Source organism: Hyphomicrobium album (assembly GCF_009708035.1).
Classification (GTDB): Bacteria; Pseudomonadota; Alphaproteobacteria; order Rhizobiales; family Hyphomicrobiaceae; genus Hyphomicrobium_A; species Hyphomicrobium_A album.
On the sequence record NZ_WMBQ01000001.1, the window covers coordinates 1,850,733 to 1,873,668 of the forward strand.

Here is a 22,936-nt window from a genome sequence, read left to right on the forward strand (position 1 = left end):
GCAGCTTGCGGCGAGCTTTGATCATCGGGCTGGGAGCGGCAGTGTCCTTGCTGGCACTGGGCTTTGTCCTGTTCGCCAGCGTCGTCACGCGATTTCCTGCCGACAACAATCCCCACGCGGACGGTATCGTGGTCCTCACCGGCGAGAGCATGCGCATCGCCGAGGGCGCGCGTCTGCTGGACGAGGGCCGTGCCCAGCGCATGCTGATCTCCGGCGTCTTCCGCCGCACGGGCAAGAAGGCGCTGCTCGAGATCTCCGGCCTTCCCGAAGACAAGTTCGACTGCTGCGTGGACATCGGCTACGCCGCGCTCGATACGGCCGGCAACGCCAACGAGACCCGCGCGTGGGCGGTGTCGCACGGCTACGGCAGCCTAATAGTGGTGACGGCGAGCTACCACATGCCGCGCAGCCTCGCGGAGTTGGCGCTGGCGCTGCCTTCCACGGAGCTCATTCCGCACCCGGTGATACCCAACAATTTCCCGCCGACGCGCTGGTGGCTGCATGCATCGGTCACCCGCACGCTCGTTTCGGAATACTTCAAATTCCTTCCGGCGGCGGCGCATTTCACCATCGCCCGCCTGCTGCGCTCGACGCAGCCAAATTCGGTGGCCGAGATGCCGGCCGAGAATCCCGCAGCTGGGATCTTTTGAGCCTTGTCTCTGACGCTCATCCGCTCGCTCGTGTTCGCAGTGCTTTTCTACCTGAGCACCGCGATCTTCGTCGTGGGCGGGTCGTTCCTGCTTTTCGGCCCACGCCGTTGGGCCATGGCTGGCCTCAAGGCCCACGCCATCGTCTCGCTATGGCTGCTGCGATGGGTCGTGGGCACGCGCATGGAGGTCCGCGGTCGCGACAAGCTGCCGAAGCCGCCGTACCTCGTCGCCTCAAAGCACCAGTCCGCCTGGGATACGTTCGCACTGATCCCGATCTTCACCGACCCGGCAATGGTGATGAAATGGGAGCTGACCCTCATTCCCTTCTACGGCTGGTTCTCACGTAAGTTCGAGCACGTCTTCGTTCGGCGTGAGCGCGGGCCCGCAGCCCTGCGCCATCTCGTGCGTGACGCGCAGGATCGTGCCGCCGCCGGCCGCGAGATCGTCCTCTTCCCCGAGGGTACGCGACGTGCGCCAGGGGCTGAACCCGACTACAAACCGGGCGCCGTGGCGCTCTACGAAGGCCTGGGATTGCCGTGCGTGCCGCTTGCGCTCAACTCGGGGCTCTACTGGCCCCGGCGAGAATGGGTCCGCTATCCGGGCACGATCATCGTTGAGATCCTCGACGCGTTGCCACCGGGTCTGCCGCGCGCCGAGTTCAAAGCGGAGTTGCAGAAGCGCATCGAGGGTGCGGCGAGCCGGCTGATCGTGGAAGCCGCGCGCTCCCCCAATCCGCCACCTATCTCGGCCGAAACCGTGGCGCGGGCTGAGAGCATCTTGGCGTAGCCGCTCCGCGAGTTGGGCAGCCAATCTGTAACCAAGATTTTAATAGATTAATCAACAAATTGCGCAGACGTGCGCAGTTCGTGTGGAAATTCGGGCCGAACTTCGCGTCCTCGCATCGCCGGAAAAGTAAAAGCGCCGCCCTGTCGGGCGACGCATTCACTTCCATCACGGCGGTAAATCGTCCGATGCGGAAAACTGAACTGAATTCGACAACTACTTTTTCTTGGCCGCCGGCTTAGCCTTGGCAGGTGCCGCCTTCGGCTTGCGCTGAATGACGGCGGTCTTCGCCTTGGCGGAGGCCGGCGCAACATAACTACCGGTGGGGCGGGCCTTCGCGGCGGCCTTGGTGGAAGCTTTAGCCATGTCGAACCTCATCGATCTGGATTTCGAACGTAAGCGTCGCAACCACGCGCAATCTACTGAGCAGCACGAACCCGAAATGTGGTGCTGCGAATGCGGCTGTATCACATTCTATCAATGGTCCAGCGGGGCCATTCAGTGCGCCGCGTGCAAAGTTGTGCAGAACGGCATCGAGGCACCTTCGCTGCCATCGGGTTGACGCGGTTGGCGGCCATCGCGAGCGGTTGCACCGACAAGAACTTATAGGGAACTTAATAGGAACATTTTATTGACTTTGCGCCGCCTCGCCCCCATATTGGTGGGCCGAGATGCAGGACCGCCTGATGCCCGACGCAGCCGATGTCTCCCCGCCGATTTCTCGCGATATCTGGGAGCTCAAATACCGCCTGAAAGATGCAGGCGGTGCGCCGGTCGATTCGTCGCTCGATGACACGTTCTGGCGCGTCGCTCGTGCAGCCGCGGCCGTCGAAAAGGGCGGCAAGCGGGGGCGCGAGCAGTGGGCGAAGCGCTTCCACGACGGAATGGCCGATCTGGGCTTCCTGCCCGCCGGCCGCATCCTCGCCGGGGCCGGCACTGGCCGCGCGGTGACGCTCTTCAACTGCTTCGTGCTCGGCAAGATCGAGGACGACCTCAGCGCCATTTTCGACGGCGTGAAGGACGCGGCGCTGACCATGCAGCAGGGCGGCGGCATCGGCCACGATTTCTCCACGCTCCGTCCCAAGGGAGCACCCGTCGCCTCGATCGGAGCGGATGCCTCCGGACCGGTCAGCTTCATGGAAGTGTGGGACGCCATGTGCCGCACGATCATGTCGGCCGGTGCCCGGCGCGGCGCCATGATGGCGACGCTGCATTGCGACCATCCCGACATCGAGGCCTTTATCGGCGCGAAGGCCGACCCGGCCAAGCTGCGCAACTTCAATCTGTCGGTGCTCGTCACCGACGCCTTCCTCGAGGCCGTGCGCGGCGATCGCGCCTGGGATCTGAAGTTCGGCGGCAAGGTCTACCGCACGCTGCCGGCGCGGGCGTTGTGGGAGCGCATCATGCGCGCCACGTACGATTTCGCCGAGCCGGGTGTGGTGTTCATCGACCGCGTCAACGCCCGCAATAACCTCAACTACTGCGAGGAGATCCACGCCACGAACCCCTGCGGCGAGCAGCCGTTGCCGCCGTTCGGCGCCTGCCTGCTGGGCTCGATCAATCTGGCGCGGCTCATCGAGAAGCCGTTCACGGGCGACGCCCATCTCGACGTCGGCAAGCTCGCCGAGCGCGTGAAGGTGGCCGTCCGCTTCCTCGACAACGTCATCGACGTCTCGAACTATCCGCTGCCGGCCCAGCGCGAAGAGGCGTTCGCCAAGCGGCGCATCGGTCTCGGCGTCACCGGGCTGGCGGACGCGCTGATCTTCTGCGGCGTTCGCTACGGCACGGACGAGGCAGCCAAGCTCGCCGGCACGTGGATGGCCGCCATCCAGAACGCCGCCTATGCGGCGAGCAGCGAACTCGCCGAAGAGAAGGGCGCCTTCCCGCTGTTCGATGCCGAGCGCTTCCTGGCGAGCCCCAACGTTGCCCTCCTCGACAAGGAGGTACGCGCCGCGATCCGCCGGCACGGCATCCGCAACGGCTGTCTCACCTCGATCGCGCCGACCGGGACGATCTCGCTCCTCGCCGGCAACGTCTCCAGTGGCGTGGAGCCCGTGTTCGACTACCGCTACAGCCGCCGTCTGCTCAGCCGCGACGGCAGCGCCCGCGAGGAAACGGTCGAAGATTACGCCCATGCTGCGTTCCGCCGGCAGTTCGGCCCGACCGCCGCTCTGCCGGATGCGTTCGTGCGCGCCGCGGATCTGACGCCAGCCGAGCATCTCGCCATGCAGGCGGCGCTGCAGCCGTGGGTCGACAGCGCCATCTCCAAGACGATCAACTGCCCGGAGGACATTTCCTTCGAGGACTTCAAGGATATCTACCTCGAGGCGCATGCGCGTGGTCTCAAGGGCTGCACGACCTACCGGCCCAACCCGGTCACCGGCGCCGTCCTGCAGTCCGCGCCGGCAGCTGGCCCGTCCCCGCCTGCGAAGGCCGTCAAACCCATCGTCGAGGTCGCTGCACCGCACGAGCGCGCCGGGGTCGTCTACATGGCCCCGCCGCTGGAGCGCGATGGCGTTCTCTCCGGCTTCACGTACAAGCTCAAGTGGCCGGCCAACGACCACGCGATCTACGTGACGATCAACGACATCGAACACAATGGCCGGAGGCGCCCGTTCGAGATCTTCATCAACACCCGCAACCTCGAGCACTATGCCTGGACCGTGGCGCTCACCCGCATGATCAGCGCCGTCTTCAGGCGCGGCGGCGACGTGACGTTCGTGGCCGACGAGCTCAAGGCCGTCTTCGACCCGCAGGGTGGCCAGTGGATGGGCGGCCGCTACGTGCCGAGCCTCCTCGCCGCCATCGGCGAGGTGATCGAGACGCACATGCGGCGCACCGGTTTCCTGCAGAGCGAGGAAGCAAGTATGGCGCTCGGTGAAGTTCGGCGGCAAGGCGAGGCGGTGAGCGGCGCCGCGCAAAGCACCAATACTGCGCGGCAGCCGACGCGCCTGCGGCTGTGCCCGAGATGCTCGTCGGCAGACTATGTCCAGCAGGAAGGTTGCTGGGTTTGCAACGCCTGCGGTTTCTCTCGCTGCGGCTGACAATTGTGCCTCGCGTTGCACACGCGATGCGAGGCCCGCGGCGTTCGCGACACACGGCAATTTTGCGTTCACTCTGCCCAAAAATCACAGATATGGAGCCACAATTCGGCTCCAAACCAGGGGCATCGTTAAGCAATGCGGAATAGGCTGGCACGAAAAGAAAAGAGCGTCGAACAGAGCACGAATCGCAAGTCCGCCAAGGGATCTGCAGTAATGGTTGCGCGTATCATTGAGCTCGCCCTGTATCGGGCGCAGCGTTCCCTCGCCGAAGACGAACAAGCCGAGCGAGCCTCTCGCGCACAGGAGCGCACCCGCTTTCATTTCTGGTCGGGCGCTTCCGGCAAGCGTTACGTTCACAGCGTCTACGAGCTGCTGGAGTGCCCGCCGCTCCCAGCCGCCAATTTCGTTCTCGTCCGCCGCCGCGCCAATGGCCGCGCCGAAGCGCTGTCGATCGGCCGCGTCGGTAACGGCGCCCCCTCGCTCAATCTCGCCGAGATCCGCCAGCGCGGCGCCGAGCTCGGTGCCGACGAAGTGCACGTGCACCTGCTCGCCGACAACTCCAAGCTCGGCAAGCTGATCGAGTTCGATCTGCGCACGGGCCAGGTCGAGGCCGACATCGCCCGCCTCGTGGGTGGCCGCGCCCACTAATCCTGGCGCGGTCCGCATTCTCATCCATACGCCTTACTCGTCGCGCGCGGTCAGCACCGTGCGATAGCAGAAGCGCTGTAGGTCCTCGGCCTTGAGCCGTCTGGCGTGTGCCGGACGCCTTCCGAACACCCGCACCATCGACGCCGCCGTGGCCCGCGTATGCCGGTCGCCCGGCCCGCGTGCCGCAAACGTGCCGACGATCGCCTGCAGCCGCTCGAGCGGCCGCTCGCGAATGCCCAGCGCGGCGAGATGCGCCAGCGTGCTAGCCAGATAGTCGATGTTGTTGCCCGAGCGGCCGATGCCCCCCCGGATGACGTGCGCCTGTTCGGCGAGCGGGAGATCGCCAGCGTAGCTCGGATGCGCCCGCTCGACGAGAAACGCTAGCGCCATCACCTCGGGGCGCTCGCCGGTCAGCAGCGTTACCGGTACGAGCGCCTCGCGATAGACGCTTCCGACTTGCTCGCGCTCGCGTAGGTAGCGCAGCGTTTGCCGCGCATTGCTGGCCGAGACCCGGAAAGCGATCCCCTCGCACATGCCGCCGCGGTCAAGCCCCAGCACCAGTCCGGGACGGCGATCCGACCCGCGATGAAAACGGGAATAGATGCAGAAGCTGCGTCGCCAGCCGACGAGCCGGGCATGCACCACCTCCTCGGCTTCGAACCCCGGTCGCCACATCAGCGAGCCGTAAGCGAAGATCCAGAGATCATGCGCGTCCGCCATCGCTATTTGCTTTTTCCGCTTTCCTCGTCGGTCGGGCCGGGACTTGCCCCATGCGCGCGGCCGAAGTCGGGCGCCGGCGTATCCTGGCCGGCGGCGATAATCCCGCGGCGGATGGCGCGTGCGTCGGCGAAGCGGCGGAATAGCGTGTCGCCGTCGTCCGCCTCGATGGCGCGCTTCAGCTCGGCGAGGTCGTCGGAGAAGCGGCGCAGCATCTCCATGACCGCTTCCTTGTTGTTCAGGAAGACGTCGCGCCACATCGTCGGGTCCGACGCGGCGATGCGCGTGAAGTCGCGGAAGCCGCCGGCGGAGAACTTGATGACCTCCTTATCGGTCACGCGCTCCAGGTGCTCGGCGGTGTTGACGATGTTGAAGGCGATGAGGTGCGGGAGGTGGCTCGTGATCCCGAGCACCATGTCGTGGTGCTGCGGGCTCATGATTTCGACCTTGGAGCCCAAAGCCGTCCAATAGTCCTTCAGCTTCTCGACCGCGGCCGCATCTGTCTGTGGCTCCGGCGTGAGAATAGTCCAACGCCCGTCGAACAGCTCGGCGAAGCCCGCCTCGGGACCCGACTGCTCGGTGCCGGCGATCGGATGGCCGGGCACGAAGTGCACGCCCTTCGGCACGTGGGGAGCCATGTCGCGCACCACCGCCGCCTTCACCGAGCCGACGTCGGTGAGGATCGCCCCCGCCTTGAGGTGGGGAGCAATCTCGGCGGCGAGCGGCCCGCAAGCGCCGACCGGCACGCTGAGGATGACCAGGTCGGCGCCCTGCACCGCCTCAGCCGCACTGGCATAGCCCTTGCCGATGAGGCCAAGCTTCAATGCGGTATCGAGCGTCGACTTGGTGCGGGCGCTGCCCACGATCTCCTTGGCGAGACCCTTGCGGCGGGTGGCGTGGCTGATCGACGAGCCGATCAGGCCGATCCCGATCAGCGCGACGCGCTCGAACATTGGTTGCGTCATGCCGGCCGCCCCCCGACAAAGTCCGCGAGCGCCGCGACCACCGCGCGGTTATCAGCCTCGGTGCCGATGGTCACCCGAAGGCAATCGGGCAGACCGTAGGAGGCGACCTTACGCACGATGATGGCGCGCGACTTCAAGAACTTGTCGGCGGTGTCAGCGGTGCGCGCCCCGTCCTTGGCGAAGTGCACAAGGATAAAGTTGGCGACGCTCGGCGTGACCGTCAGGCCGAGCTTCTCCAGCTCCGCGCTGAGCCACGGCATCCAGCGTTCGTTATGCGCGGCAGAGGCGTCCTCGTGCGCCTTGTCGGCGATCGACGCGGCCCCCGCCGCTATCGCCGGGATCGACACGTTGAACGGCCCGCGGATGCGGTTCAGGACGTCGGCCACCGCCTCCGGGCAGTAGGCCCAGCCGAGACGAAGGCCCGCCAGCCCGTGGATCTTCGAGAACGTGCGCGTCATCACCGTGTTCTGGGTGGTGGCGACCAGCTCTATCCCAGCCTCGTAGTCGTTGCGCTTCACGTACTCGGCATAGGCGGCATCGAGCACCAGCAGCACGTTCTCGGGGAGCTGCGTCCGCAGGCTGCGCACCTCGTCGAACGAGATGTATGTGCCGGTCGGGTTGTTGGGGTTGGCAAGAAACACGACCTTGGTGCGCGGCGTGACACGGCTCACGATCGCGCCGATGTCGGTGCGCAAATTGGTCTCCGGCGCAACGACGGGGGTCGCGCCGTTCGCCAGCACGATGATCTTGTACAGCAGGAAGCCGTGCTCGGTGAAAATCGCCTCGTCGCCCTCGCCCAGGTAGGCGTGCGCGAGCATGGTGAGCAGCTCGTCGGAGCCGGCCCCGCATACGATGCGCGCCGGATTGAGCCCGTAGCGCGCCGCGATCGCATCGCGCAGCGCCGTGGCGTTGCCGTCGGGATAGCGTTCCAGGGTACCGGCGGTCTCGCGGAAGGCGGCAAGCGCCTTCGGGCTCGGCCCGAGCGGCGTCTCGTTGGACGACAGCTTGATCGGCTTCACGCCCGCCGGAAGCCTACTCTCGCCGGGGACATACGGATCGATATCGAGAATGCCCGGCTTGGGCTGGGGAATGGCGATAGCCATGAGGGCGTCGTCCGGATTGTTAAGGCCTGGGTTTCCAGGCGCGGCAAGTGATACAGACGCCGGCAATGGAACGCAAAGGCTTGGAAGCGATCACAGCTTCCGCCAAAGCCGGTAACCGGGGCGTGTGCGAGCGGCCACTTGACGGCGCCACGCCGGTACCGATATTCCCTTCGACACTTCGTGGTGATTTGGCCGGCCGGCTTGCAACCACGTTAAATAAGTCGCTAAAAAGGGCCGCGCGCACCCGGTTAATGGATGAGCGGCCTCAGGGCCTGCAATCCGGCCGGGTTTTTTGTTGCCCTCGCATTGTGCGCGGGCAGGGAGCGCGCATCAGCGATGCCAGTGCATCCGACCTTGGCGGACGTCGAAACTGACGGTGGGCAGAACCTGCGGCTTGCCGAGGCGAACAGCCCATCGAGCAAGGTGCTTCGCCTGCCCGAGAGCGAGCCGCTGCGGCTCGCCTGCGACCAACTTTTGGCGCCGATCTCCATCGCCTACGAGACATACGGACAGCTCAACGCCGACAAGTCGAACGCGATCCTCATCTGCCACGCGCTCACCGGCGACCAGTACGTCGCATCCCAGCATCCAGTGACCAAGAAGCCCGGCTGGTGGTCGACGCTGGTCGGTCCCGGCAAGCCGGTCGACACCGACCGCTTCTTCGTCATCTCCCCGAATATTCTCGGCGGCTGCATGGGCTCGACGGGTCCGGCCTCCATCGACCCGAAAACCGGCAAGCCGTACGGCCTCAACTTTCCGGTCATCACCATCGGCGACATGGTCAACGCGCAGGCGCGCTTGATCGATCATCTCGGCATCGACCAGCTGTTCACCGTCATCGGCGGCTCGATGGGCGGCATGCAGGTGCTGGAGTGGGCGGCGAGCCATCCCGAGCGCGTGTTCTCGGCGGTACCGATTGCCACCGCCGCGTGGCATTCGTCTCAGAACATCGCTTTCCACGAGGTGGGGCGCCAGGCCGTGATGGCCGACCCCGAGTGGTGCGGCGGCGACTATCATTCCTTCGGCAAGGTGCCGCGCAACGGGTTGTCGGTCGCGCGCATGGCCGCGCACATTACCTACCTGTCGGAAGACGCGCTGCATCGGAAGTTCGGCCGTTCGCTGCAGGAGCGCTCGAAGGTCACGTTCTCGTTCAATGCAGATTTCCAGGTGGAGAGCTATCTGCGCCACCAGGGCTCGACATTCGTCGACCGCTTCGACGCCAACAGCTATCTCTACATCACGCGCGCGATGGACTACTTCGACCTCGCCGCCGAACGCGGCGACGTGCTGGCGAACGCATTTCGCGGGACCAAGGCGCGCTTCTGCGTCGTTTCGTTCACGAGCGACTGGCTCTATCCGACACGCGAGAGCCGCGAGATCGTGCACGCGCTCAACGCAGTGGCGGCCAACGTCTCCTTCGTCGAGATCGATTCGAACAACGGCCACGACGCGTTTCTGCTGGAGGAGCCGGAGTTCTTCGCCACCATCCGCGGTTTCTTGACGGCAGCCGGCACCCGGCGCGGGTTGAAGGTATAGCGCCACATGCAGAAGATACCTCAAGGCCCGGGCTCGCCCCGCGTCGACCACCTGCTCATCGCCGAAATGGTCGAGCCGGGGTCGCGCGTGCTGGACGTGGGCTGCGGTGACGGTGCGCTCCTGCACCTGCTCGCGGAAACAAAGTCCACTGACGGGCGCGGCGTCGAGCTGTCGCGCGAGCGGGTGAACGCCTGCGTGACGCGGGGGCTGTCGGTCGTTCAGGGCGACGCGGACCGCGATCTCGCCAATTACCCCGACCAGGCGTTCGACTACGCGATCCTCAGCCTGACCATCCAGGCGACGCACTACCCCAAGACGGTGCTGGAGAACCTGCTCCGTATCGGCCGGCGGGCCATCGTCTCATTCCCCAATTTCGGGCATTGGCGCATCCGGGCGGAATTGCTGTTCACTGGCCGTATGCCGCAAACCCGCAACCTGCCCGAGCCTTGGTACGCCAGCCCCGACGCCCACTTGTGCACGATCAAGGACTTTGCCGAGCTGGTTGCCTCGGTGGATGCGGAGGTCGAGGACGCCGTGGCCTTCAACACCTCCGGGCAGCGGCTCTCCATGCGGCGGTCGATATGGATGCAAAACCTGCTGGGCGAGAAGGCCGTGTTTCTGCTCCGCAAGCGCTACACCGGCTGAACGCTTGTGGCCGGCGACGCTGCGCGGTTTCGCCATACCCTCAATGTTTCCGGCGCTTTCTTGACACCCCCAGGGGCCGTCACTATGGTGCGCCGCGTTGATAAATCCTGCCGTTTTCGTAAGCCTCGTAATGCTCAGCTGGGCTAGCTCAAACCATGCCGTCCGCAGGGAAAAACGACCCCCCGGAACGCGGCGAGATCAGCCCCGAAGAGCGTGAGGCCTTCCGACAGCGATCAGACGCGATCGGGAAACGGCTCGGCGAGGTGAAAGCCCGTCGCGAGCCGGTAGACCGCTCGGCGGAGAATCGGGCCCGCGGCGAAGCCTTCGCCAAGGCGTTCCGGCTCGTGGCCGAGCTCTTGGTCGGCGTCGGTGTAGGTGGGTTCATCGGGTGGGCGCTCGATCGCCAACTCGGTACGGGGCCGTGGCTCCTGGTCTTGTTCTTCATCCTCGGCTTTGCCGCGGGAATGTCGAATGTGATCCGGTCGGCGCGGATTGAACAAAACAAGCAGCAAGCACGACAGCTTGCATCGCCGTCCGTAACGGACGACGACGAGGACGATAGGTAGGGGAAAAGCCTTGGCTGCTGGTCATGGTCCCATGGAGCAGTTCCAGATCAAGCGGATCATTCCGCTTGAGCTGTTCGGATGGGATGTCTCTTTCACCAATTCGTCCCTGTTCATGGTGATCGCCATGGCGATCATCCCGCTCTTCTATCTTGTCGCCATGAACCGCCGCGCGCTGGTTCCTGGGCGGCTGCAGTCCACCGCCGAGCTCAGCTACGAGTATGTCGCCAACATGGTTCGCGACATCGTCGGCGAAGGGGGGATGAAGTACTTCCCCTGGATCTTCACGATCTTCATGTTCATCCTCGTGCTGAACCTGCTGGGCCTCTTGCCCTACTCGTTCACGGTCACGAGCCACATCATCGTCACCTTCGCGCTCGCCGCCATGGTCTGGCTGATGGTCACCGTGATCGGCTTCGTCAACCACGGCCCCGGCTTCCTCAAGCTGTTCGTGCCGTCGGGCGTGCCGTGGTGGCTCTTGCCGATCATCGTCGTGATCGAGCTGATCTCGTATCTCATCCGCCCGATTAGCCACTCGGTGCGTCTGTTCGCCAACATGATGGCCGGACACGCCATGCTGAAAGTCTTCGCCGGATTCGTCATCGGCCTCGGGCTGCTCGGCGGCTGGGCGCCCCTGGTATTCCTCGTGGGCTTCACCGGACTCGAGCTGGTGGTGGCCTTCCTGCAGGCCTTCATCTTCACCGTGCTCACCTGCATCTACCTCAACGACGCGGTGAACATGCACCACTGAATCAATGAATGCCGCCACGCGAGCAAAGCTCCGTGCCGGTCTTCATCGTGACACGACTAGAACCAAAACCCGGTATGGAGACGACGACTATGGATCCTCAGGCAGCAAAGTTCATCGGCGCTGGCCTCGCTTGCTTCGCCCTCATCGGCGCCGGCGTCGGCATCGGCAACATCTTCGCCAACTACCTGTCGGGCGCCCTGCGCAACCCGTCGGCTGCTCCGGGCCAGTTCACCAACCTGCTGATCGGCTTCGCTCTCTGCGAAGCAACGGGCCTCTTCGGTCTATTGATCGCGCTGATGATCCTGTTCGCCTAATCCCGAGCGGGCGCACCGGCGCGAGGAGGAACTTATGATCGCAGCTGTCTCAGCTTTGGTCGTGGCGCTTGCCGCCGCGGCGGAGCACGGGGAGAAGGCTGGGGGTCTGCCGCAGCTCAATCCGGCCGACTTCGTGCCACAGCTGGCCTGGTTGTTGGTGACGTTCGTCATCCTCTACCTGATCCTCTCGCGCGTGACCCTGCCGCGCATCGGCGAGGTGCTCGAGGAGCGCCGCGATCGCGTGCAGCGCGATCTCGACGCCGCTGAGCGCTTCAAGGTCGATACCGACACGGCGCTCGCCAACTACGAGAAAGCCCTGAGCGACGCCCGCCAGAAGGCGTCCTCCATGGCCAAGGACGTGCGCGACCGGCTCGGTGCCGACACCGAAAAGGAGCGTGCGCGGATCGAGGGCGAGCTCAATTCCAAGCTGGCCGACGCGGAAACGCGTATTGCCGCGACCAAGTCCAAGGCTCTGGCGAGCGTGGACGAGATCGCTGCCGAGACGGCAAGCGCCGTCGTCGGCAAGCTGCTCGGCGAGGAAGTGAGCCCGGCCGAGGTCAAGAAGGCGCTGCAGCCCGCAGCCGAGTGAGGAGCGCGATGCACTTCGATCTGCACGACCCAACGTTCTGGGTGATGATCGCCTTCTTCGGCTTCATCGGCCTCCTCTACTATTACAAGGTGCACAAGGTCGTCGGCAAAGCGCTCGACAACCGCGCCGACGCCATTCGCAAGGAGCTCGACGAGGCACGTCGCCTGCGCGACGAGGCGCAGGCGCTGCTGGCCGACTACAAGCGCAAGAGCCTCGAGGCCGAGACCGAGGCGAAGGAAATCCTCGAGCAGGCCAGGCGCGAGGCCGAGGCGCTGACCGCGCAGACGCGCAAGGCGCTGCAGGAAACGGTTGAGCGGCGCACCAAGTCGGCGGAAGAGAAGATCGCCCGCGCCGAGGCCCAGGCGCTCGCCGAGGTTCGTTCCTCGGCCGTCGACAGCGCCATCGCCGCGGCGGAGAGGATCCTCAAGGCGAAAGCCTCCTCGGCGGCCACGGCTGCCGGGCTCGTCGAGCAGGGCATCAAGGATCTCGGCGGCAAGCTGAACTGATCGGAAGCCAACAAACGAAGTGCTTCAAACGCCCCGGATCTCCGGGGCGTTTTGCTTTGCGCTGGCTGGCGCGTGTTCGGCAGCAAAGGGCAGGTTGTCGTGACCGGCGCGGGCATCCGAGTCCGGTGCTAGCCGGCGCCCTGGGCACCCTGATCGAAGCCGACGAAGACCTCGAATTCGCCCGGGCGCGTGCCTTCCGGAATCTCGAAGGTCACGGTGCGCACCGTCGAGAAGTAGCCGATCGGGTTGTCGACGGCGACGGCGGCATCGACGCTCACGACGTCGCTCGTCACCTTGGCGCGCTTGGCATCCGTCACGGTCACGTTGATCGGTAGCTTGACGTTGCCCGCATGCCCGCGCGGCCCGAGTAGCACGCGGCCGGAGAAGCCATAGCGCACCGTCACGCGACCGGGCTCGATCTGACATTCGCGCGCGGTCTTGGTGATTTCACCGCGGTGCATAATGGCGAGGCCGTCGCCGGCGCGCCCGTCCTCATAGATCGTCAGGTGGCCGCCGTGCGGCGATATGCTCAGCCGCGGACAGCCATGGGCGACCTCGCCCACCGGCGTGCCGACAGAGCCGACGTCCGTTTTCGCCGCCGAAAGCAATTGCTCCTCGCTTACGCCGGGCGAGGGGCTCGACTGTGAGGATGAGCTGCCGAAAACGCTGCTGCCCAGGCCGGAGGTGATGGAAGAAATGCCGCAGCCGGAGGTGAGTAGAGTTAATACGCCGCAGACGCAGACAAACGCGCCCACGCGCGCAGCACTGGTTGCGGCCTGCCCCATTGCGCCCCGGTCTGACCCCTCGATGGCCCCTTGTGTGCCGAAGGCCCCTAAACCCCTAGGCCAGCAGCGGAGGCTTCCTGTATTGTTCGTGACCAAGCCTAGCACCCCAAACCAACCCCGACCAAGCGCATTGCACGACGATGCCCCCGGGTAGACCGAGAAAGCGATGTCCGCAGCATCTTCACCGCCAGCGCCCCATTCCCGGCCACCCTTGACCGTTTACCTTGCGGCCCCGCGCGGATTCTGCGCCGGCGTGGACCGAGCCATTCAAATCGTCGAATTGGCTTTGGCCAAATATGGCGCTCCCGTCTATGTGCGCCATGAGATCGTTCACAACCGATTTGTCGTTGATTCCCTGAGGGCTAAAGGTGCCGTTTTTGTGGAAGAGTTGGACGACATACCAGAGACCGACCAACCCGTGATCTTTTCGGCACACGGGGTCGCCAAGTCGGTGCCGTCCGCGGCCAAGGCCCGCAACATGTTCGTCCTCGATGCCACCTGCCCGCTGGTGTTCAAGGTGCACATCGAGGCCGCCCGGCACTACGAGGAAGGCCTGCAAATCCTGCTCATCGGCCACGCCGGGCACCCGGAGGTGGTAGGCACCATGGGGCAGCTGCCGGACGGGGCCGTGACCCTGATCGAAACGGCAGCCGATGCCGAACGATTCGTGCCGCGCGACGCCGAAAAGCTCGCCTTCGTCACCCAGACCACACTCTCGGTCGACGACACGGCCGCGATCGTCGGGGTCCTGCGCCGGCGCTTTCCGAGCATTGTCGGTCCCCACAAGGAAGACATCTGCTACGCCACGACGAACCGTCAGGCGGCCGTCAAAGCCATCGCCCCGAAGATCGGCTGCCTGCTTGTGGTCGGCAGCCCCCAAAGCTCCAACTCACTGCGCCTCGTCGAGGTGGCAGAACGGGCCGGCTGCCCCACGGCTCGCCTCATCGAGGGAGCCCGGGACATCCCGTGGAGGGACATCGAAGGGCTAGGCAGCGTCGGTGTCACGGCGGGCGCCTCGGCACCCGAGACACTCGTCGAGGAGGTGATCGACGCGTTCCGCGACCGCTTCGACGTGAAGCTCGAAACGGTTACAACGGCGCTCGAGCGCATCGCCTTCAACGTCCCGCGCGAACTACGGCCCAACTCCGCCGCCTGAAAGACCCCCATAAATGGCTGTTTACACTGAGGTCGGCGACGAGGAGCTGGCGAGCTTCATCGCCAGCTATGACCTGGGCGACCTGTTGTCGTTCAAGGGTATCGCCGAGGGCGTGGAGAACACGAACTACATCGTGCACACGTCGAAGGGCCCGTTCATCCTGACGCTCTACGAGAGGCGCGTCGAAGCGGCCGACCTGCCCTTCTATCTCGGGCTCATGGAGCATCTCGCCGAGCACGGTGTGACCTGCCCGACGCCGGTGCGCGACGCGCACGGCAAGAACCTGAGCCGTATCTCCGGCCGCCCGGCAGCGCTCGTCACTTTCCTGGAAGGCTTCTGGGTGCGCAGGCCGACGGCCGCCCACTGCGCCGCCGTCGGCCGTGCGCTCGCCGAGCTGCATCTTGGCGGCGAGGGCTTCGGGCTGCGCCGGTCCAACGCCTTGGGCCTCGCCGGCTGGCGTCCGCTCTATGAGCGCTTCGCGGACCGGGCGGGCGAGATCGCGCCCGATCTGGCACGGCTCATCGAGGAGGAGCTGGCCTTCCTCCAAGAAAATTGGCCGCAAGGCCTGCCCGACGGCGTCATCCACGCCGACCTGTTCCCCGACAACGTCTTCTTCATCGGCGATCGCCTGAGCGGTCTCATCGATTTCTACTTCGCCTGCAACGACGCGCTCGCCTACGACATCGCCGTGAGCCTCAACGCCTGGTGCTTCGAGAAGGACATGTCGTTCAACATCACCAAGGGGCAAGCTTTCCTGCGCGGCTACGAGGACGTTCGGCCGTTGTCGGCGCGCGAGCGCGAGGCGATGCCCCTTCTGGCGCGCGGCGCGGCCATGCGCTTTCTGCTGACGCGTGCCTACGATTGGCTGAACACGCCCAAGGACGCACTCGTCAGCCCGAAGAACCCGATGGAGTACGTGCGCCGCCTGCGCTTTCACCAGGGGGTGCGCTCGATTGCCGAGTACGGCCTGAACGGGATGGCGAAATGAGCGATCAAGCACCCGTCGTCATCTACACGGACGGCGCCTGTTCGGGGAATCCTGGGCCGGGCGGCTGGGGCGCGATCCTCACCTATGGCGACACGTGCAAGGAAATCTCCGGTGGCGAGGCACTGACGACGAACAACCGCATGGAGCTGATGGCGGCGATCTCGGCGCTCGAGGCGTTGAAACGCCCGAGCCGCGTCGAGCTGCACACCGACAGCGTCTACGTGAAGAACGGTATCACCAGCTGGATCCACGGCTGGAAGAAGAACGGCTGGAAGACCGCCGACAAGAAGCCCGTGAAAAACGTCGAGCTCTGGCAACGGCTCGACGAGGCGCGGCGCACGCACGACATCGACTGGCGATGGGTCAAGGGACATGCCGGCCATCCGGAGAACGAGCGCGCCGACGAGCTGGCGCGGCTGGCCATGGCTGATTTCAAGCCCGGCAAGAGCCGCGCACAGTCCTAATAGATATAGGCTTGTTCGCCGCCGCTCAGAGCGACCGGTCGATCATCGAGCAGAGAGTGTCGGCGCTCGACTTGTCGTGCTGCGGCGGCGAATCCTCGACATTGAGGACATTGACGACACCATCCTCGACCAACATGGCGTACCGTTTCGAACGGAGGCCGAGACCAAAGGCCGAAAGATCGATGTCGAGACCGATCGCCTGGGCGAAGTCGCCGTTGCCGTCGGCCAGCATCAAAATCTTTCCTGCAGCCCCCGTATCTTTGGCGAACTGCGTCAGCACGAATATGTCGTTGACGGCGGTGCAGGCGACAGTGTCGATGCCCTTGCCCTTGAGCTCGTCAAAGCGCGACACGAAGCCCGGCATGTGTTGCTCGGTGCACGTCGGCGTGTAGGCGCCGGGAACGGCGAACAGCGCCACTTTCTTGCCGGCGAAGATATCGTTGCTCGTCATCTTTTCGGGGCCGCCGGCGCCCATCACCGTGAACCCGCTGTCCGGCAAACGGTCTCCCACCTTGATCGTCATTTTTTCTTTTCCCAAAAGCTTGATCGTCATTGCAGAACGAAGCGGCGGAGCGACCGTTCATTGCAGCGTAAACGGCACCTCTGACTGGCCCTTGTCGGACACGACCGTCGCCGAAAGCTTCTTACCCTTGAGCGCTGCGATGTCGACATCCTTTGAGAGGTCAACCTCGAACGTCACGGCGCCTTTGCCGTCGTCGGCGGTCTTCTTCGGTAGAGGTACATAGAGCCCGTCCGGCGCATCGACGAAGGCGTCGACATGATCGCCGCCCGCCGGAACTTCCGCGCGCAATACGATACGCGGCTTGTCACCGGTGAGCTCCGTCGCCACGCCCGTCACCAGCGGGTCGGTTTCGCGCCGGGCATCCGGAGGTGCGGGCACGCGCGCCATCGCATTCATCAGCTCTTCCGAGGCGTCGGCATCTGGTGGAATCATCAGTGCAAGCTCGGCCTGCGCGGGGATGCAGATGTCCTTGCAGACGCCATAGTCGAAGGCGACGCGAAGATCGATCGGCTTCGAAGCATCCTTGGGTTTGAGGCGAACCGGAAACGTGACGTTGCCCTTGTAGCCGATCGTCTCGCCAGAGGCGTCCGTGAAACGCTTCGGCGCCGGGTAGAGGACCTGGGCACTTTCCAGATTGGTCGATTGTGACCAGTCGAACGCCGGCGCCACACCGCCCGCCTCGCCCGGATAGCGCCAGTATGTCTTCCAGCCCTCGGGCAGCTCGAGCTCCACCCCGGCGATGCCGCCGCCGCTGATCAGCCGCGCGCGTGAGTTGTGGCCATCTACCCACTGGGATTCGAGACCGGTCGCATGTGCCGACGCACACACGACCACAAGCGCCCAGACAAAGCTCGCGAGCGATGCCGCAATTCTACGCATTGGCAGTTCCTCAATGGCGCCGGCGAAGCCGACACTGCGTTGTAGCGCCCCGGCACCGCCCTGCAAACGGGCGTTGCCTGAACAAATGATTGCCGACACCCCATTTGCAAGCATCAAGCCGCGGAAATTTCCATCCATTTGACGGCTTCCCACCACGACCGCTGCCACGTTAGTCTTGGCGGATGAAAATCGCTCGTCCGGGCCCGCGCCGTGCCTCCGCCGATGGCTATCTCGATGGCCAGCTTCTCATTGCCATGCCGGTGATGTCCGACCCGCGCTTTGCGCGCTCCGTCATCTACATGTGCGCCCACTCCGAGGACGGCGCGATGGGGCTCATCATCAATCAGCGTGCCTCCCACATCTCGTTTCCGGATCTGCTCGAGCGTCTCGGCATCCTCGGCACGAACGGCGAGGCCGGAATAGGGGAGGAGGTCGGCAATTTGTCGATCCACGTCGGCGGTCCGGTGGAGACCGGGCGCGGCTTCGTGCTGCACAGCTCCGACTACCAGGCCGAGGATTCGACGCTGCCGATCGAGGACGGCGTTTGCCTGACGGCAACGATCGACATTCTCAAGGCGATAGCGGCTGGCAACGGGCCCGACCGCGCCATCCTCGCGCTTGGCTATGCCGGCTGGTCGCCGGGCCAGCTCGAAAGCGAGATCCAGGCAAACGGCTGGCTCAACTGTCCGGCCGATCCGGACCTGATCTTCGACAAGAACCTCGAGGCGAAGTACGCGAAGGCACTCGCCAAGCTCGGCATCGACCCCTCGCATCTGGTGAGCGACGCCGGCCACGCATGATGGCCGCGCCGGCGGCTCCTTGCTGCTAGCCTTCGCGATGCGGAACGCCGGGGGCCGGCCCGGCATCGTGATCGGCCAACTCCCGCTCGTCGTCACCGTCACCGTTCGGAGGCCAGGGCACGCCCGCCAGCTTGGCGAGGCTCGCGGCCATCTGCGGCGGCAGGCCCGAGAAATCTGGAACCTGTTTGCGTGCCACCGGCTTGGCAGTCCCGTTGGCCGCCCCGTTGCCCGCGGCGTGATGCGGACGCGGTGCCGGAGCAGGCATCGACGGCGCCTGTTGCACAGCGTGCTGTGGCGGAATCGGTAACTGGAGTTCCTGCGCCATCGCCGCGAAGAGCGGATTGGTGTCCTCGGGGAGCTCGTGCGAGTGCGGCGCCTGCGGCTCGGTGAACAGGTCGAAGGGCGACGGCCCGCCGTTCTCCATGGGCATGGGCGGCATCGGCGGAGCGGCAAACCCCGGCTGGGCCGGTGGCTCTGCATAGTGCTCAAGCAGCGGCGGCGGACTGAACTGCTCTGACATATGCGGCGGGGGCGGAGGCGCGGCTTCAAACCCGTGGGACGGCATGCCAGGATCGAAGCCGTTGCTGTTGGATAGATGCGGCACATCGAAACCCGGCGGCCCGGCGTCGTGGATCTGCGGCGGCATGGATGCATGCACTTCGCCGTGCGGCGGCGCGAAGTCCGGCGGACCGAATTCGGAAGGCAACTGCGGCGGTCCATTGAAATGCACCGGGGAGCCCATGTCGTGATGGACCGACGGGAGCGGGGGCGGCGGGTGCGAGCCGTCGGGATGCGGCGGCCCGGCGGGGCGCGGACGCGGCCTCAGCGTGCGGTTCGGCAAACCGGCTGGCGGACGCGCCTGGGGCGGTGCGGCGCCGTTGGTGCCGTTTGCCTCGGCGGCCACGCCGTTGGCCGCAACCTTCTTCCTGCGCTCCTTGTCCTTGCCCTTCGTCTTGGCACGGAACAGCCCGCGCGGACGCAGCTTGTGCTCGGCCGTGCGCACCATCTTCAAGAGCTGCAGCACGTCGCGATCCGACATCGGCTCGCCGTAGTAGAAACCCTGGGCATACCCGCAGTTGATCGAGCGCAGGAACGCGACGTCCTCTGGCGTCTCCACGCCTTCGGCGACGACGCTCTTTCCAAGCTCGTGGCCGAGCGCCACGATCGAGCGCACGATGGCCGACCCGGCGCCGCCGCTTTCGCCGCTGGCCTGCACGAGCGCGCGATCGATCTTGATGGTGTCGAAGGGGAAGCGCTGCAGATAGGCGAGCGATGAATAGCCGGTTCCGAAGTCGTCGAGCGCCAGCTCGGCGCCGGCACCGCGCAGCCACTCGAGGATCTCGGTCGCCTGCTCGGGGTTCTCCATCACCAGGCTTTCGGTGATCTCCAGGCGTAACGACCCCTTCGGCACGATGTTGCGGCCAAGGATGTGCCGGATTTCCTGGATCAGGTTCTGACGGAAGATTTGCCTGGAGGAGATGTTGACGGACACGAAAAGCGGGCGCTCCTCGCGCGGCAGCTCGCGCTGCCAGCGGGCGGCCTCGTGCGCGGCGCGCAGCAGGACGTGCGAGCCGAGCCGCACGATCAAATCCGACTGCTCGGCGATGGGAATGAAGTCTGCGGGGCTCATCAGTCCGCGCTTGGGATGCTCCCAGCGTACCAGCGCCTCGAAGCCGGCGAGTTCCTCAGTCGCCAGGTAGATGATCGGCTGGTAGAGGACCTTGATCTGGTTCTTGGCGAGCGCCTTGCGCAGGTCGCTCTCCAGCGCCACGCGGTCGTCGCGGTCGGAGCGCATCTCGGCGCGGAAAATCTCGATGCGGTCGGCGCCGCCGCGCTTGGCGCGGTACATGGCGATCTCGGCCTCCTTGTAGAGGTCGAGATGGCTCGGCGTCTGCCCGTCGAACACGGCGATGCCGATCGAGCCGGTGAGCACGATCTCCTGCCCGGCGATCTTGATCGGCGCGCGCAGCGAACGCCGGACGCGCTCGGCGAGGCCAGCGAGATCCTGCGGGCTCTGCTCGGAGACGAGCAGGATGCCGAACTGGTCACCGCCGACGCGGGCGAGGGTGTCGTTCTGCCCGAGATGGCTCTGCAGGCGGCGCGCGACGGTCAGCAGCAGGCTGTCGCCGACCACGAGGCCGAACGACACGTTCACGCTCTTGAATTTGTCGATGTCGATGAAGATGACGCTCGGACGAACGCCGTTCTCGGTCTTCGCGCGGCTGGTGGCGACCCCGAGCCGGTCGAGCAACAGCTCGCGATTGGGCAGCCCGGTGAGGCTGTCGTGCACGGCGTCGTGCAGGAGCCGCTCGTGGGCTCGCTTGGCGTCGGTCACGTCGCGCACCAGGCCGACGCAGCGCATGGCCCGGGCATCGGCATTGGGCACGCTCGCCGCCTCGAGCTCGAACCAGCGGTAGCTGTTGTCGGTATGGCGCATGCGGAAGTCAGTGCGAATGCGCGCCCAGGTGCGTTCCTGGATCGACCAGAGGATCATCCGGAACCGTTCGCGGTCCGCCTGATGCAGGTGCTTGATGAAGTCGTCGACCTTGGTGCACAGCTCACCGGGATTGAGTCCCAGCGACGCTTCGATCGCCGGCCCGACTTTGATCTCGTCGCGGCGTGCACTCCACTCCCACACGCACGATCCGGCACCGTCGACGGCAAGCGCGCGCAGTTGCAACTCGCTCGGTGCTGCGCCGAACAACGGCTCCAGGGAGCGGAACGCGAACTGGGTGACGGTGAAGCCGATGAGGATGAGGATCAGCACCAAGCCGGCGACGAGGCCCTGCACGGCGGCGTCGCCCGCGAGCCGCCCGGTCAGCACCATCGCCGCGCCGAAGACCCAGATGAGGAATAGGATCCACGTCGGGATCAGCGATAGGGCGCGATCCTGGCCGCGCAGCGCGAGGAAGAGCGCGAAGGCGCCGCCCACCGTGCCGATGACGAGGAACGACATGCGCGCGAACGTCGACGCCAGACGCGGATCGATCACCGCCACCGCGACCAGCGTCAGCTGGGCGATGATCCACACGGTGAACAGCATGCGTATGAGGCCGTGCCAGAACGCGATGCGCAAGAACACGGATATGAAGATGACGAGACTGGCCGCGACCGCCGATTCGCTTGCCGCTCGGTAGACGGCATTGTCTTCCGGTTTGAGCTGGAAGAGCTTGTGAAAGAAGCCGAAATCGACGCACAGGTAGGCGAGCACGCACCAGGAAACGAGCGCCGCGCTCGGGAAGATCGCCTTGTGGTTGGCGGCGAAGATCGCCGTGAGGAAGATCGCCAAGAGACCGGTCAGTCCCAGCATGATGCCGTTCATCAGCTGGCGGTCGCGCGAGTAGAGCTCGTACTCCAGCGGCTTCCAAAGGTAGAGCCGCGCGAACCGATCAGACGAAAGCTCGGCCACGTAAGTGACGGTCTGGCCGGGCTCGATGGTGATGCGGAAGATGTCGGCCCGGTCGCTCTTGATGCGCTCGGGGATGTAGCCCATCGACGGCGTGACCGCCTCGATCCGCTGCGCATCGAGATCGGGCCACACGGCGCCAGAGCCCACCACGTTGTAGCGGGCGGCGGTGAGCCAGCGCTCGACGGGCTTGTCGGTCGGATTGGTGAGCGCGAAGACGATCCAGTTCGGGCTGGTTCCCGGCGTCTTGGCGGTGACGGAGATGCGGCCGGACATGCCATCGGCGGCCGGCGCCGTCTCCACCTGCAAGCTGTCGCCGCGCGCATCGTAGAACTCGCCGAGCGTGGTGACCTCGACGCGGTCTTGATCGGGCTCGATGACGATCGGCTTTAAGGCGAAGGCCGGCTCGGGGAGCACCGCCAGAATGGCGAGAATGGCGAGGGCCAGACAAAGCAGCCCCCGGCTAGCTACGCCGTGCGCACCCGCCGCTGTCAGGCGCAAGGCCCTCATGCCGGACGCTCCTGCGCAATCTCTTCGCTGAGGAGCGCGTGCAGGACATGGTCCTCCCAGACGCCGTTGATCTTCAACAGCCTCCGGGCATAGCCTTCGCGTCGAAATCCGTTGCGCTCGAGCACGCGGATGGAGGCGACATTGTTGGGCATGGTCGCCGCTTCCAGGCGGTGCAGATGCAGCGTCTCGAAACCGTATCCAACCGCAGCGCGCACCGCTTCCGTCATGTAGCCCAGACCGGTGAACGGCTTGCCGATCCAGTACCCGAACACGGCGGCCTGCGTGACGCCGCGGCGAACGTTGGATATCGTCAGCCCGCCGAGCAGTTGATCGTCGGCATCGGAAAAAATCAGGAAGGCGTAGCCCAGGTCCTCGCGAGCTTCCCGCTGATAGTGCCGCACGCGGCGACGAAACGCGCTGCGCGACAGCTCATCACGCTGCCACACCGGCTCCCAGGGGGTCAGGTGATCGCGGCTCATGGCGCGCAGCTCGGCCCAGGGAGCATAGTCTCCCATCGCAGGAGCGCGCAGCCATACTCCCTGACCGCGCACGGTGATGGCGGTATCCGGAGCGTATGAGGATCGCAGGAATGCCATGCGTTCTGTTTCCCC

At 65.4% G+C, this 22,936-nt stretch carries 25 protein-coding genes and 1 riboswitch; of the genes, 16 read left to right on the top strand and 9 right to left on the bottom strand.

From position 1 onward, the window contains the following. The first annotated feature begins 41 nt into the window (after nucleotides 1-41). Both GIW81_RS08860 and GIW81_RS08865 read left to right on the top strand, forming a co-directional pair. A complete protein-coding gene (locus tag GIW81_RS08860; RefSeq protein WP_324614943.1) occupies nucleotides 42-650 on the top strand; it encodes a YdcF family protein in 609 nt (202 codons plus the stop codon). 3 nt (nucleotides 651-653) lie between these two features. Continuing rightward, nucleotides 654-1,436 (top strand): lysophospholipid acyltransferase family protein, encoded by a 783-nt coding sequence (locus GIW81_RS08865; RefSeq protein ID WP_229309123.1) that lies wholly within the window; start codon nucleotides 654-656, stop codon nucleotides 1,434-1,436. A 213-nt stretch (nucleotides 1,437-1,649) separates the two neighbouring features. On the opposite strand, the gene GIW81_RS08870 is transcribed toward GIW81_RS08865, so the two are convergent. After that, nucleotides 1,650-1,799, bottom strand: coding sequence for a hypothetical protein (locus GIW81_RS08870; protein ID WP_154738870.1), 150 nt, complete (start codon nucleotides 1,797-1,799; stop codon nucleotides 1,650-1,652). Here GIW81_RS08870 and GIW81_RS08875 point away from each other — a divergent pair. The 3 genes from GIW81_RS08875 (at nucleotide 1,798) to GIW81_RS08885 (ending at nucleotide 5,125) form a co-directional block, all read left to right on the top strand. Further along, nucleotides 1,798-1,995 carry a hypothetical protein gene (locus GIW81_RS08875; protein ID WP_154738871.1) on the top strand — a complete coding sequence of 66 codons (198 nt, stop codon included), beginning with the start codon at nucleotides 1,798-1,800 and terminating at the stop codon, nucleotides 1,993-1,995. The two genes, GIW81_RS08870 and GIW81_RS08875, sit on opposite strands and share 2 nt — an antisense overlap. Nucleotides 1,996-2,119: 124 nt before the next feature. Further along, nucleotides 2,120-4,477: an adenosylcobalamin-dependent ribonucleoside-diphosphate reductase gene (locus GIW81_RS08880; RefSeq protein WP_195930486.1), complete on the top strand. Its 2,358-nt coding sequence runs from the start codon at nucleotides 2,120-2,122 to the stop codon at nucleotides 4,475-4,477. A gap of 213 nt (nucleotides 4,478-4,690) precedes the next feature. Then, the gene (locus GIW81_RS08885) at nucleotides 4,691-5,125 is read left to right on the top strand and encodes a hypothetical protein (protein WP_154738873.1); all 435 of its coding nucleotides are present in this window, start codon (nucleotides 4,691-4,693) and stop codon (nucleotides 5,123-5,125) included. A gap of 33 nt (nucleotides 5,126-5,158) precedes the next feature. Here the strand turns inward: GIW81_RS08885 and GIW81_RS08890 are convergent, their stop codons facing one another. The 3 genes from GIW81_RS08890 to hisC are packed head-to-tail and all read right to left on the bottom strand — an operon-like array spanning nucleotide 5,159 to nucleotide 7,910. Continuing rightward, nucleotides 5,159-5,845, bottom strand: a complete 687-nt coding sequence (locus GIW81_RS08890; protein WP_154738874.1) for a gamma-glutamylcyclotransferase — start codon at nucleotides 5,843-5,845, stop codon at nucleotides 5,159-5,161. Between the two features lie 2 nt (nucleotides 5,846-5,847). Beyond that, the gene (locus GIW81_RS08895) at nucleotides 5,848-6,807 is read right to left on the bottom strand and encodes a prephenate/arogenate dehydrogenase family protein (RefSeq protein ID WP_229309124.1); all 960 of its coding nucleotides are present in this window, start codon (nucleotides 6,805-6,807) and stop codon (nucleotides 5,848-5,850) included. After that, the gene (hisC, locus tag GIW81_RS08900) at nucleotides 6,804-7,910 is read right to left on the bottom strand and encodes a histidinol-phosphate transaminase (protein ID WP_154738875.1); all 1,107 of its coding nucleotides are present in this window, start codon (nucleotides 7,908-7,910) and stop codon (nucleotides 6,804-6,806) included. Before hisC ends, GIW81_RS08895 begins: the two co-directional genes overlap by 4 nt. A gap of 170 nt (nucleotides 7,911-8,080) precedes the next feature. After that, a riboswitch (SAM riboswitch) is annotated at nucleotides 8,081-8,159 on the top strand. 87 nt (nucleotides 8,160-8,246) lie between these two features. Here hisC and metX point away from each other — a divergent pair. From metX to GIW81_RS08935, 7 genes are all read left to right on the top strand, one after another. Then, nucleotides 8,247-9,446, top strand: a complete 1,200-nt coding sequence (gene metX / locus GIW81_RS08905) for a homoserine O-acetyltransferase MetX (RefSeq protein WP_154738876.1) — start codon at nucleotides 8,247-8,249, stop codon at nucleotides 9,444-9,446. A gap of 6 nt (nucleotides 9,447-9,452) precedes the next feature. Beyond that, nucleotides 9,453-10,091: a methionine biosynthesis protein MetW gene (gene metW, locus GIW81_RS08910; RefSeq protein ID WP_154738877.1), complete on the top strand. Its 639-nt coding sequence runs from the start codon at nucleotides 9,453-9,455 to the stop codon at nucleotides 10,089-10,091. A 155-nt stretch (nucleotides 10,092-10,246) separates the two neighbouring features. Beyond that, nucleotides 10,247-10,657, top strand: a complete 411-nt coding sequence (locus GIW81_RS08915; protein WP_154738878.1) for an AtpZ/AtpI family protein — start codon at nucleotides 10,247-10,249, stop codon at nucleotides 10,655-10,657. 31 nt (nucleotides 10,658-10,688) lie between these two features. Further along, nucleotides 10,689-11,405: a F0F1 ATP synthase subunit A gene (locus tag GIW81_RS08920; protein ID WP_154739600.1), complete on the top strand. Its 717-nt coding sequence runs from the start codon at nucleotides 10,689-10,691 to the stop codon at nucleotides 11,403-11,405. 89 nt (nucleotides 11,406-11,494) lie between these two features. Next, nucleotides 11,495-11,719, top strand: a complete 225-nt coding sequence (locus tag GIW81_RS08925) for a F0F1 ATP synthase subunit C (RefSeq protein ID WP_154738879.1) — start codon at nucleotides 11,495-11,497, stop codon at nucleotides 11,717-11,719. Nucleotides 11,720-11,753: 34 nt separating this feature from the next. Next, nucleotides 11,754-12,308: a F0F1 ATP synthase subunit B family protein gene (locus tag GIW81_RS08930; RefSeq protein ID WP_154738880.1), complete on the top strand. Its 555-nt coding sequence runs from the start codon at nucleotides 11,754-11,756 to the stop codon at nucleotides 12,306-12,308. A gap of 8 nt (nucleotides 12,309-12,316) precedes the next feature. Continuing rightward, complete coding sequence (locus GIW81_RS08935; protein ID WP_154738881.1) at nucleotides 12,317-12,814, top strand: F0F1 ATP synthase subunit B family protein; 498 nt, start codon at nucleotides 12,317-12,319, stop codon at nucleotides 12,812-12,814. Nucleotides 12,815-12,942: 128 nt separating this feature from the next. Here GIW81_RS08935 and GIW81_RS08940 read toward each other — a convergent pair whose 3' ends face one another. Then, nucleotides 12,943-13,569, bottom strand: a complete 627-nt coding sequence (locus tag GIW81_RS08940; RefSeq protein WP_229309125.1) for a hypothetical protein — start codon at nucleotides 13,567-13,569, stop codon at nucleotides 12,943-12,945. A gap of 196 nt (nucleotides 13,570-13,765) precedes the next feature. Between GIW81_RS08940 and ispH the strand changes: the two genes are divergently transcribed. The 3 genes from ispH to rnhA are packed head-to-tail and all read left to right on the top strand — an operon-like array spanning nucleotide 13,766 to nucleotide 16,207. After that, the gene (gene ispH / locus GIW81_RS08945) at nucleotides 13,766-14,755 is read left to right on the top strand and encodes a 4-hydroxy-3-methylbut-2-enyl diphosphate reductase (RefSeq protein WP_154738883.1); all 990 of its coding nucleotides are present in this window, start codon (nucleotides 13,766-13,768) and stop codon (nucleotides 14,753-14,755) included. A 13-nt stretch (nucleotides 14,756-14,768) separates the two neighbouring features. Further along, nucleotides 14,769-15,743, top strand: a complete 975-nt coding sequence (locus GIW81_RS08950) for a homoserine kinase (protein ID WP_154738884.1) — start codon at nucleotides 14,769-14,771, stop codon at nucleotides 15,741-15,743. Beyond that, complete coding sequence (gene rnhA, locus GIW81_RS08955) at nucleotides 15,740-16,207, top strand: ribonuclease HI (protein ID WP_154738885.1); 468 nt, start codon at nucleotides 15,740-15,742, stop codon at nucleotides 16,205-16,207. The genes GIW81_RS08950 and rnhA overlap by 4 nt, the downstream gene beginning before the upstream one ends. 25 nt (nucleotides 16,208-16,232) lie before the next feature. On the opposite strand, the gene GIW81_RS08960 is transcribed toward rnhA, so the two are convergent. Both GIW81_RS08960 and GIW81_RS08965 read right to left on the bottom strand, forming a co-directional pair. Further along, nucleotides 16,233-16,730, bottom strand: a complete 498-nt coding sequence (locus GIW81_RS08960) for a peroxiredoxin (RefSeq protein ID WP_154738886.1) — start codon at nucleotides 16,728-16,730, stop codon at nucleotides 16,233-16,235. 57 nt (nucleotides 16,731-16,787) lie between these two features. Further along, nucleotides 16,788-17,609 (bottom strand): protein-disulfide reductase DsbD domain-containing protein, encoded by an 822-nt coding sequence (locus GIW81_RS08965; protein ID WP_195930487.1) that lies wholly within the window; start codon nucleotides 17,607-17,609, stop codon nucleotides 16,788-16,790. Nucleotides 17,610-17,791: 182 nt separating this feature from the next. Between GIW81_RS08965 and GIW81_RS08970 the strand changes: the two genes are divergently transcribed. Further along, nucleotides 17,792-18,409, top strand: coding sequence for a YqgE/AlgH family protein (locus GIW81_RS08970; RefSeq protein ID WP_154738888.1), 618 nt, complete (start codon nucleotides 17,792-17,794; stop codon nucleotides 18,407-18,409). A 25-nt stretch (nucleotides 18,410-18,434) separates the two neighbouring features. Here the strand turns inward: GIW81_RS08970 and GIW81_RS08975 are convergent, their stop codons facing one another. Together GIW81_RS08975 and GIW81_RS08980 are read right to left on the bottom strand one after the other, a co-directional pair. After that, entirely contained in the window at nucleotides 18,435-22,325 is a 3,891-nt protein-coding gene (locus tag GIW81_RS08975) for an EAL domain-containing protein (RefSeq protein ID WP_154738889.1), read from the bottom strand. Further along, nucleotides 22,322-22,921, bottom strand: a complete 600-nt coding sequence (locus GIW81_RS08980; protein ID WP_154738890.1) for a GNAT family N-acetyltransferase — start codon at nucleotides 22,919-22,921, stop codon at nucleotides 22,322-22,324. Before GIW81_RS08980 ends, GIW81_RS08975 begins: the two co-directional genes overlap by 4 nt. Between the last annotated feature and the right edge of the window lie 15 nt (nucleotides 22,922-22,936).

Bases quoted from the DNA above. Each gene is read 5' to 3' on its own strand.
- metW (WP_154738877.1), top strand. From the start codon at position 9,453: ATGCAGAAGATACCTCAAGGCCCGGGCTCGCCCCGCGTCGACCACCTG.
- GIW81_RS08975 (WP_154738889.1), bottom strand. From the start codon at position 22,325: ATGAGGGCCTTGCGCCTGACAGCGGCGGGTGCGCACGGCGTAGCTAGC.
- metX (WP_154738876.1), top strand. From the start codon at position 8,247: ATGCCAGTGCATCCGACCTTGGCGGACGTCGAAACTGACGGTGGGCAG.
- rnhA (WP_154738885.1), top strand. From the start codon at position 15,740: ATGAGCGATCAAGCACCCGTCGTCATCTACACGGACGGCGCCTGTTCG.
- GIW81_RS08925 (WP_154738879.1), top strand. From the start codon at position 11,495: ATGGATCCTCAGGCAGCAAAGTTCATCGGCGCTGGCCTCGCTTGCTTC.
- GIW81_RS08875 (WP_154738871.1), top strand. From the start codon at position 1,798: ATGTCGAACCTCATCGATCTGGATTTCGAACGTAAGCGTCGCAACCAC.
- GIW81_RS08890 (WP_154738874.1), bottom strand. From the start codon at position 5,845: ATGGCGGACGCGCATGATCTCTGGATCTTCGCTTACGGCTCGCTGATG.
- GIW81_RS08970 (WP_154738888.1), top strand. From the start codon at position 17,792: ATGAAAATCGCTCGTCCGGGCCCGCGCCGTGCCTCCGCCGATGGCTAT.
- hisC (WP_154738875.1), bottom strand. From the start codon at position 7,910: ATGGCTATCGCCATTCCCCAGCCCAAGCCGGGCATTCTCGATATCGAT.
- GIW81_RS08880 (WP_195930486.1), top strand. From the start codon at position 2,120: ATGCCCGACGCAGCCGATGTCTCCCCGCCGATTTCTCGCGATATCTGG.
- GIW81_RS08960 (WP_154738886.1), bottom strand. From the start codon at position 16,730: ATGACGATCAAGGTGGGAGACCGTTTGCCGGACAGCGGGTTCACGGTG.
- GIW81_RS08920 (WP_154739600.1), top strand. From the start codon at position 10,689: ATGGAGCAGTTCCAGATCAAGCGGATCATTCCGCTTGAGCTGTTCGGA.
- GIW81_RS08965 (WP_195930487.1), bottom strand. From the start codon at position 17,609: ATGCGTAGAATTGCGGCATCGCTCGCGAGCTTTGTCTGGGCGCTTGTG.
- GIW81_RS08930 (WP_154738880.1), top strand. From the start codon at position 11,754: ATGATCGCAGCTGTCTCAGCTTTGGTCGTGGCGCTTGCCGCCGCGGCG.
- GIW81_RS08895 (WP_229309124.1), bottom strand. From the start codon at position 6,807: ATGACGCAACCAATGTTCGAGCGCGTCGCGCTGATCGGGATCGGCCTG.
- ispH (WP_154738883.1), top strand. From the start codon at position 13,766: ATGTCCGCAGCATCTTCACCGCCAGCGCCCCATTCCCGGCCACCCTTG.
- GIW81_RS08915 (WP_154738878.1), top strand. From the start codon at position 10,247: ATGCCGTCCGCAGGGAAAAACGACCCCCCGGAACGCGGCGAGATCAGC.
- GIW81_RS08870 (WP_154738870.1), bottom strand. From the start codon at position 1,799: ATGGCTAAAGCTTCCACCAAGGCCGCCGCGAAGGCCCGCCCCACCGGT.
- GIW81_RS08935 (WP_154738881.1), top strand. From the start codon at position 12,317: ATGCACTTCGATCTGCACGACCCAACGTTCTGGGTGATGATCGCCTTC.
- GIW81_RS08980 (WP_154738890.1), bottom strand. From the start codon at position 22,921: ATGGCATTCCTGCGATCCTCATACGCTCCGGATACCGCCATCACCGTG.
- GIW81_RS08950 (WP_154738884.1), top strand. From the start codon at position 14,769: ATGGCTGTTTACACTGAGGTCGGCGACGAGGAGCTGGCGAGCTTCATC.
- GIW81_RS08885 (WP_154738873.1), top strand. From the start codon at position 4,691: ATGGTTGCGCGTATCATTGAGCTCGCCCTGTATCGGGCGCAGCGTTCC.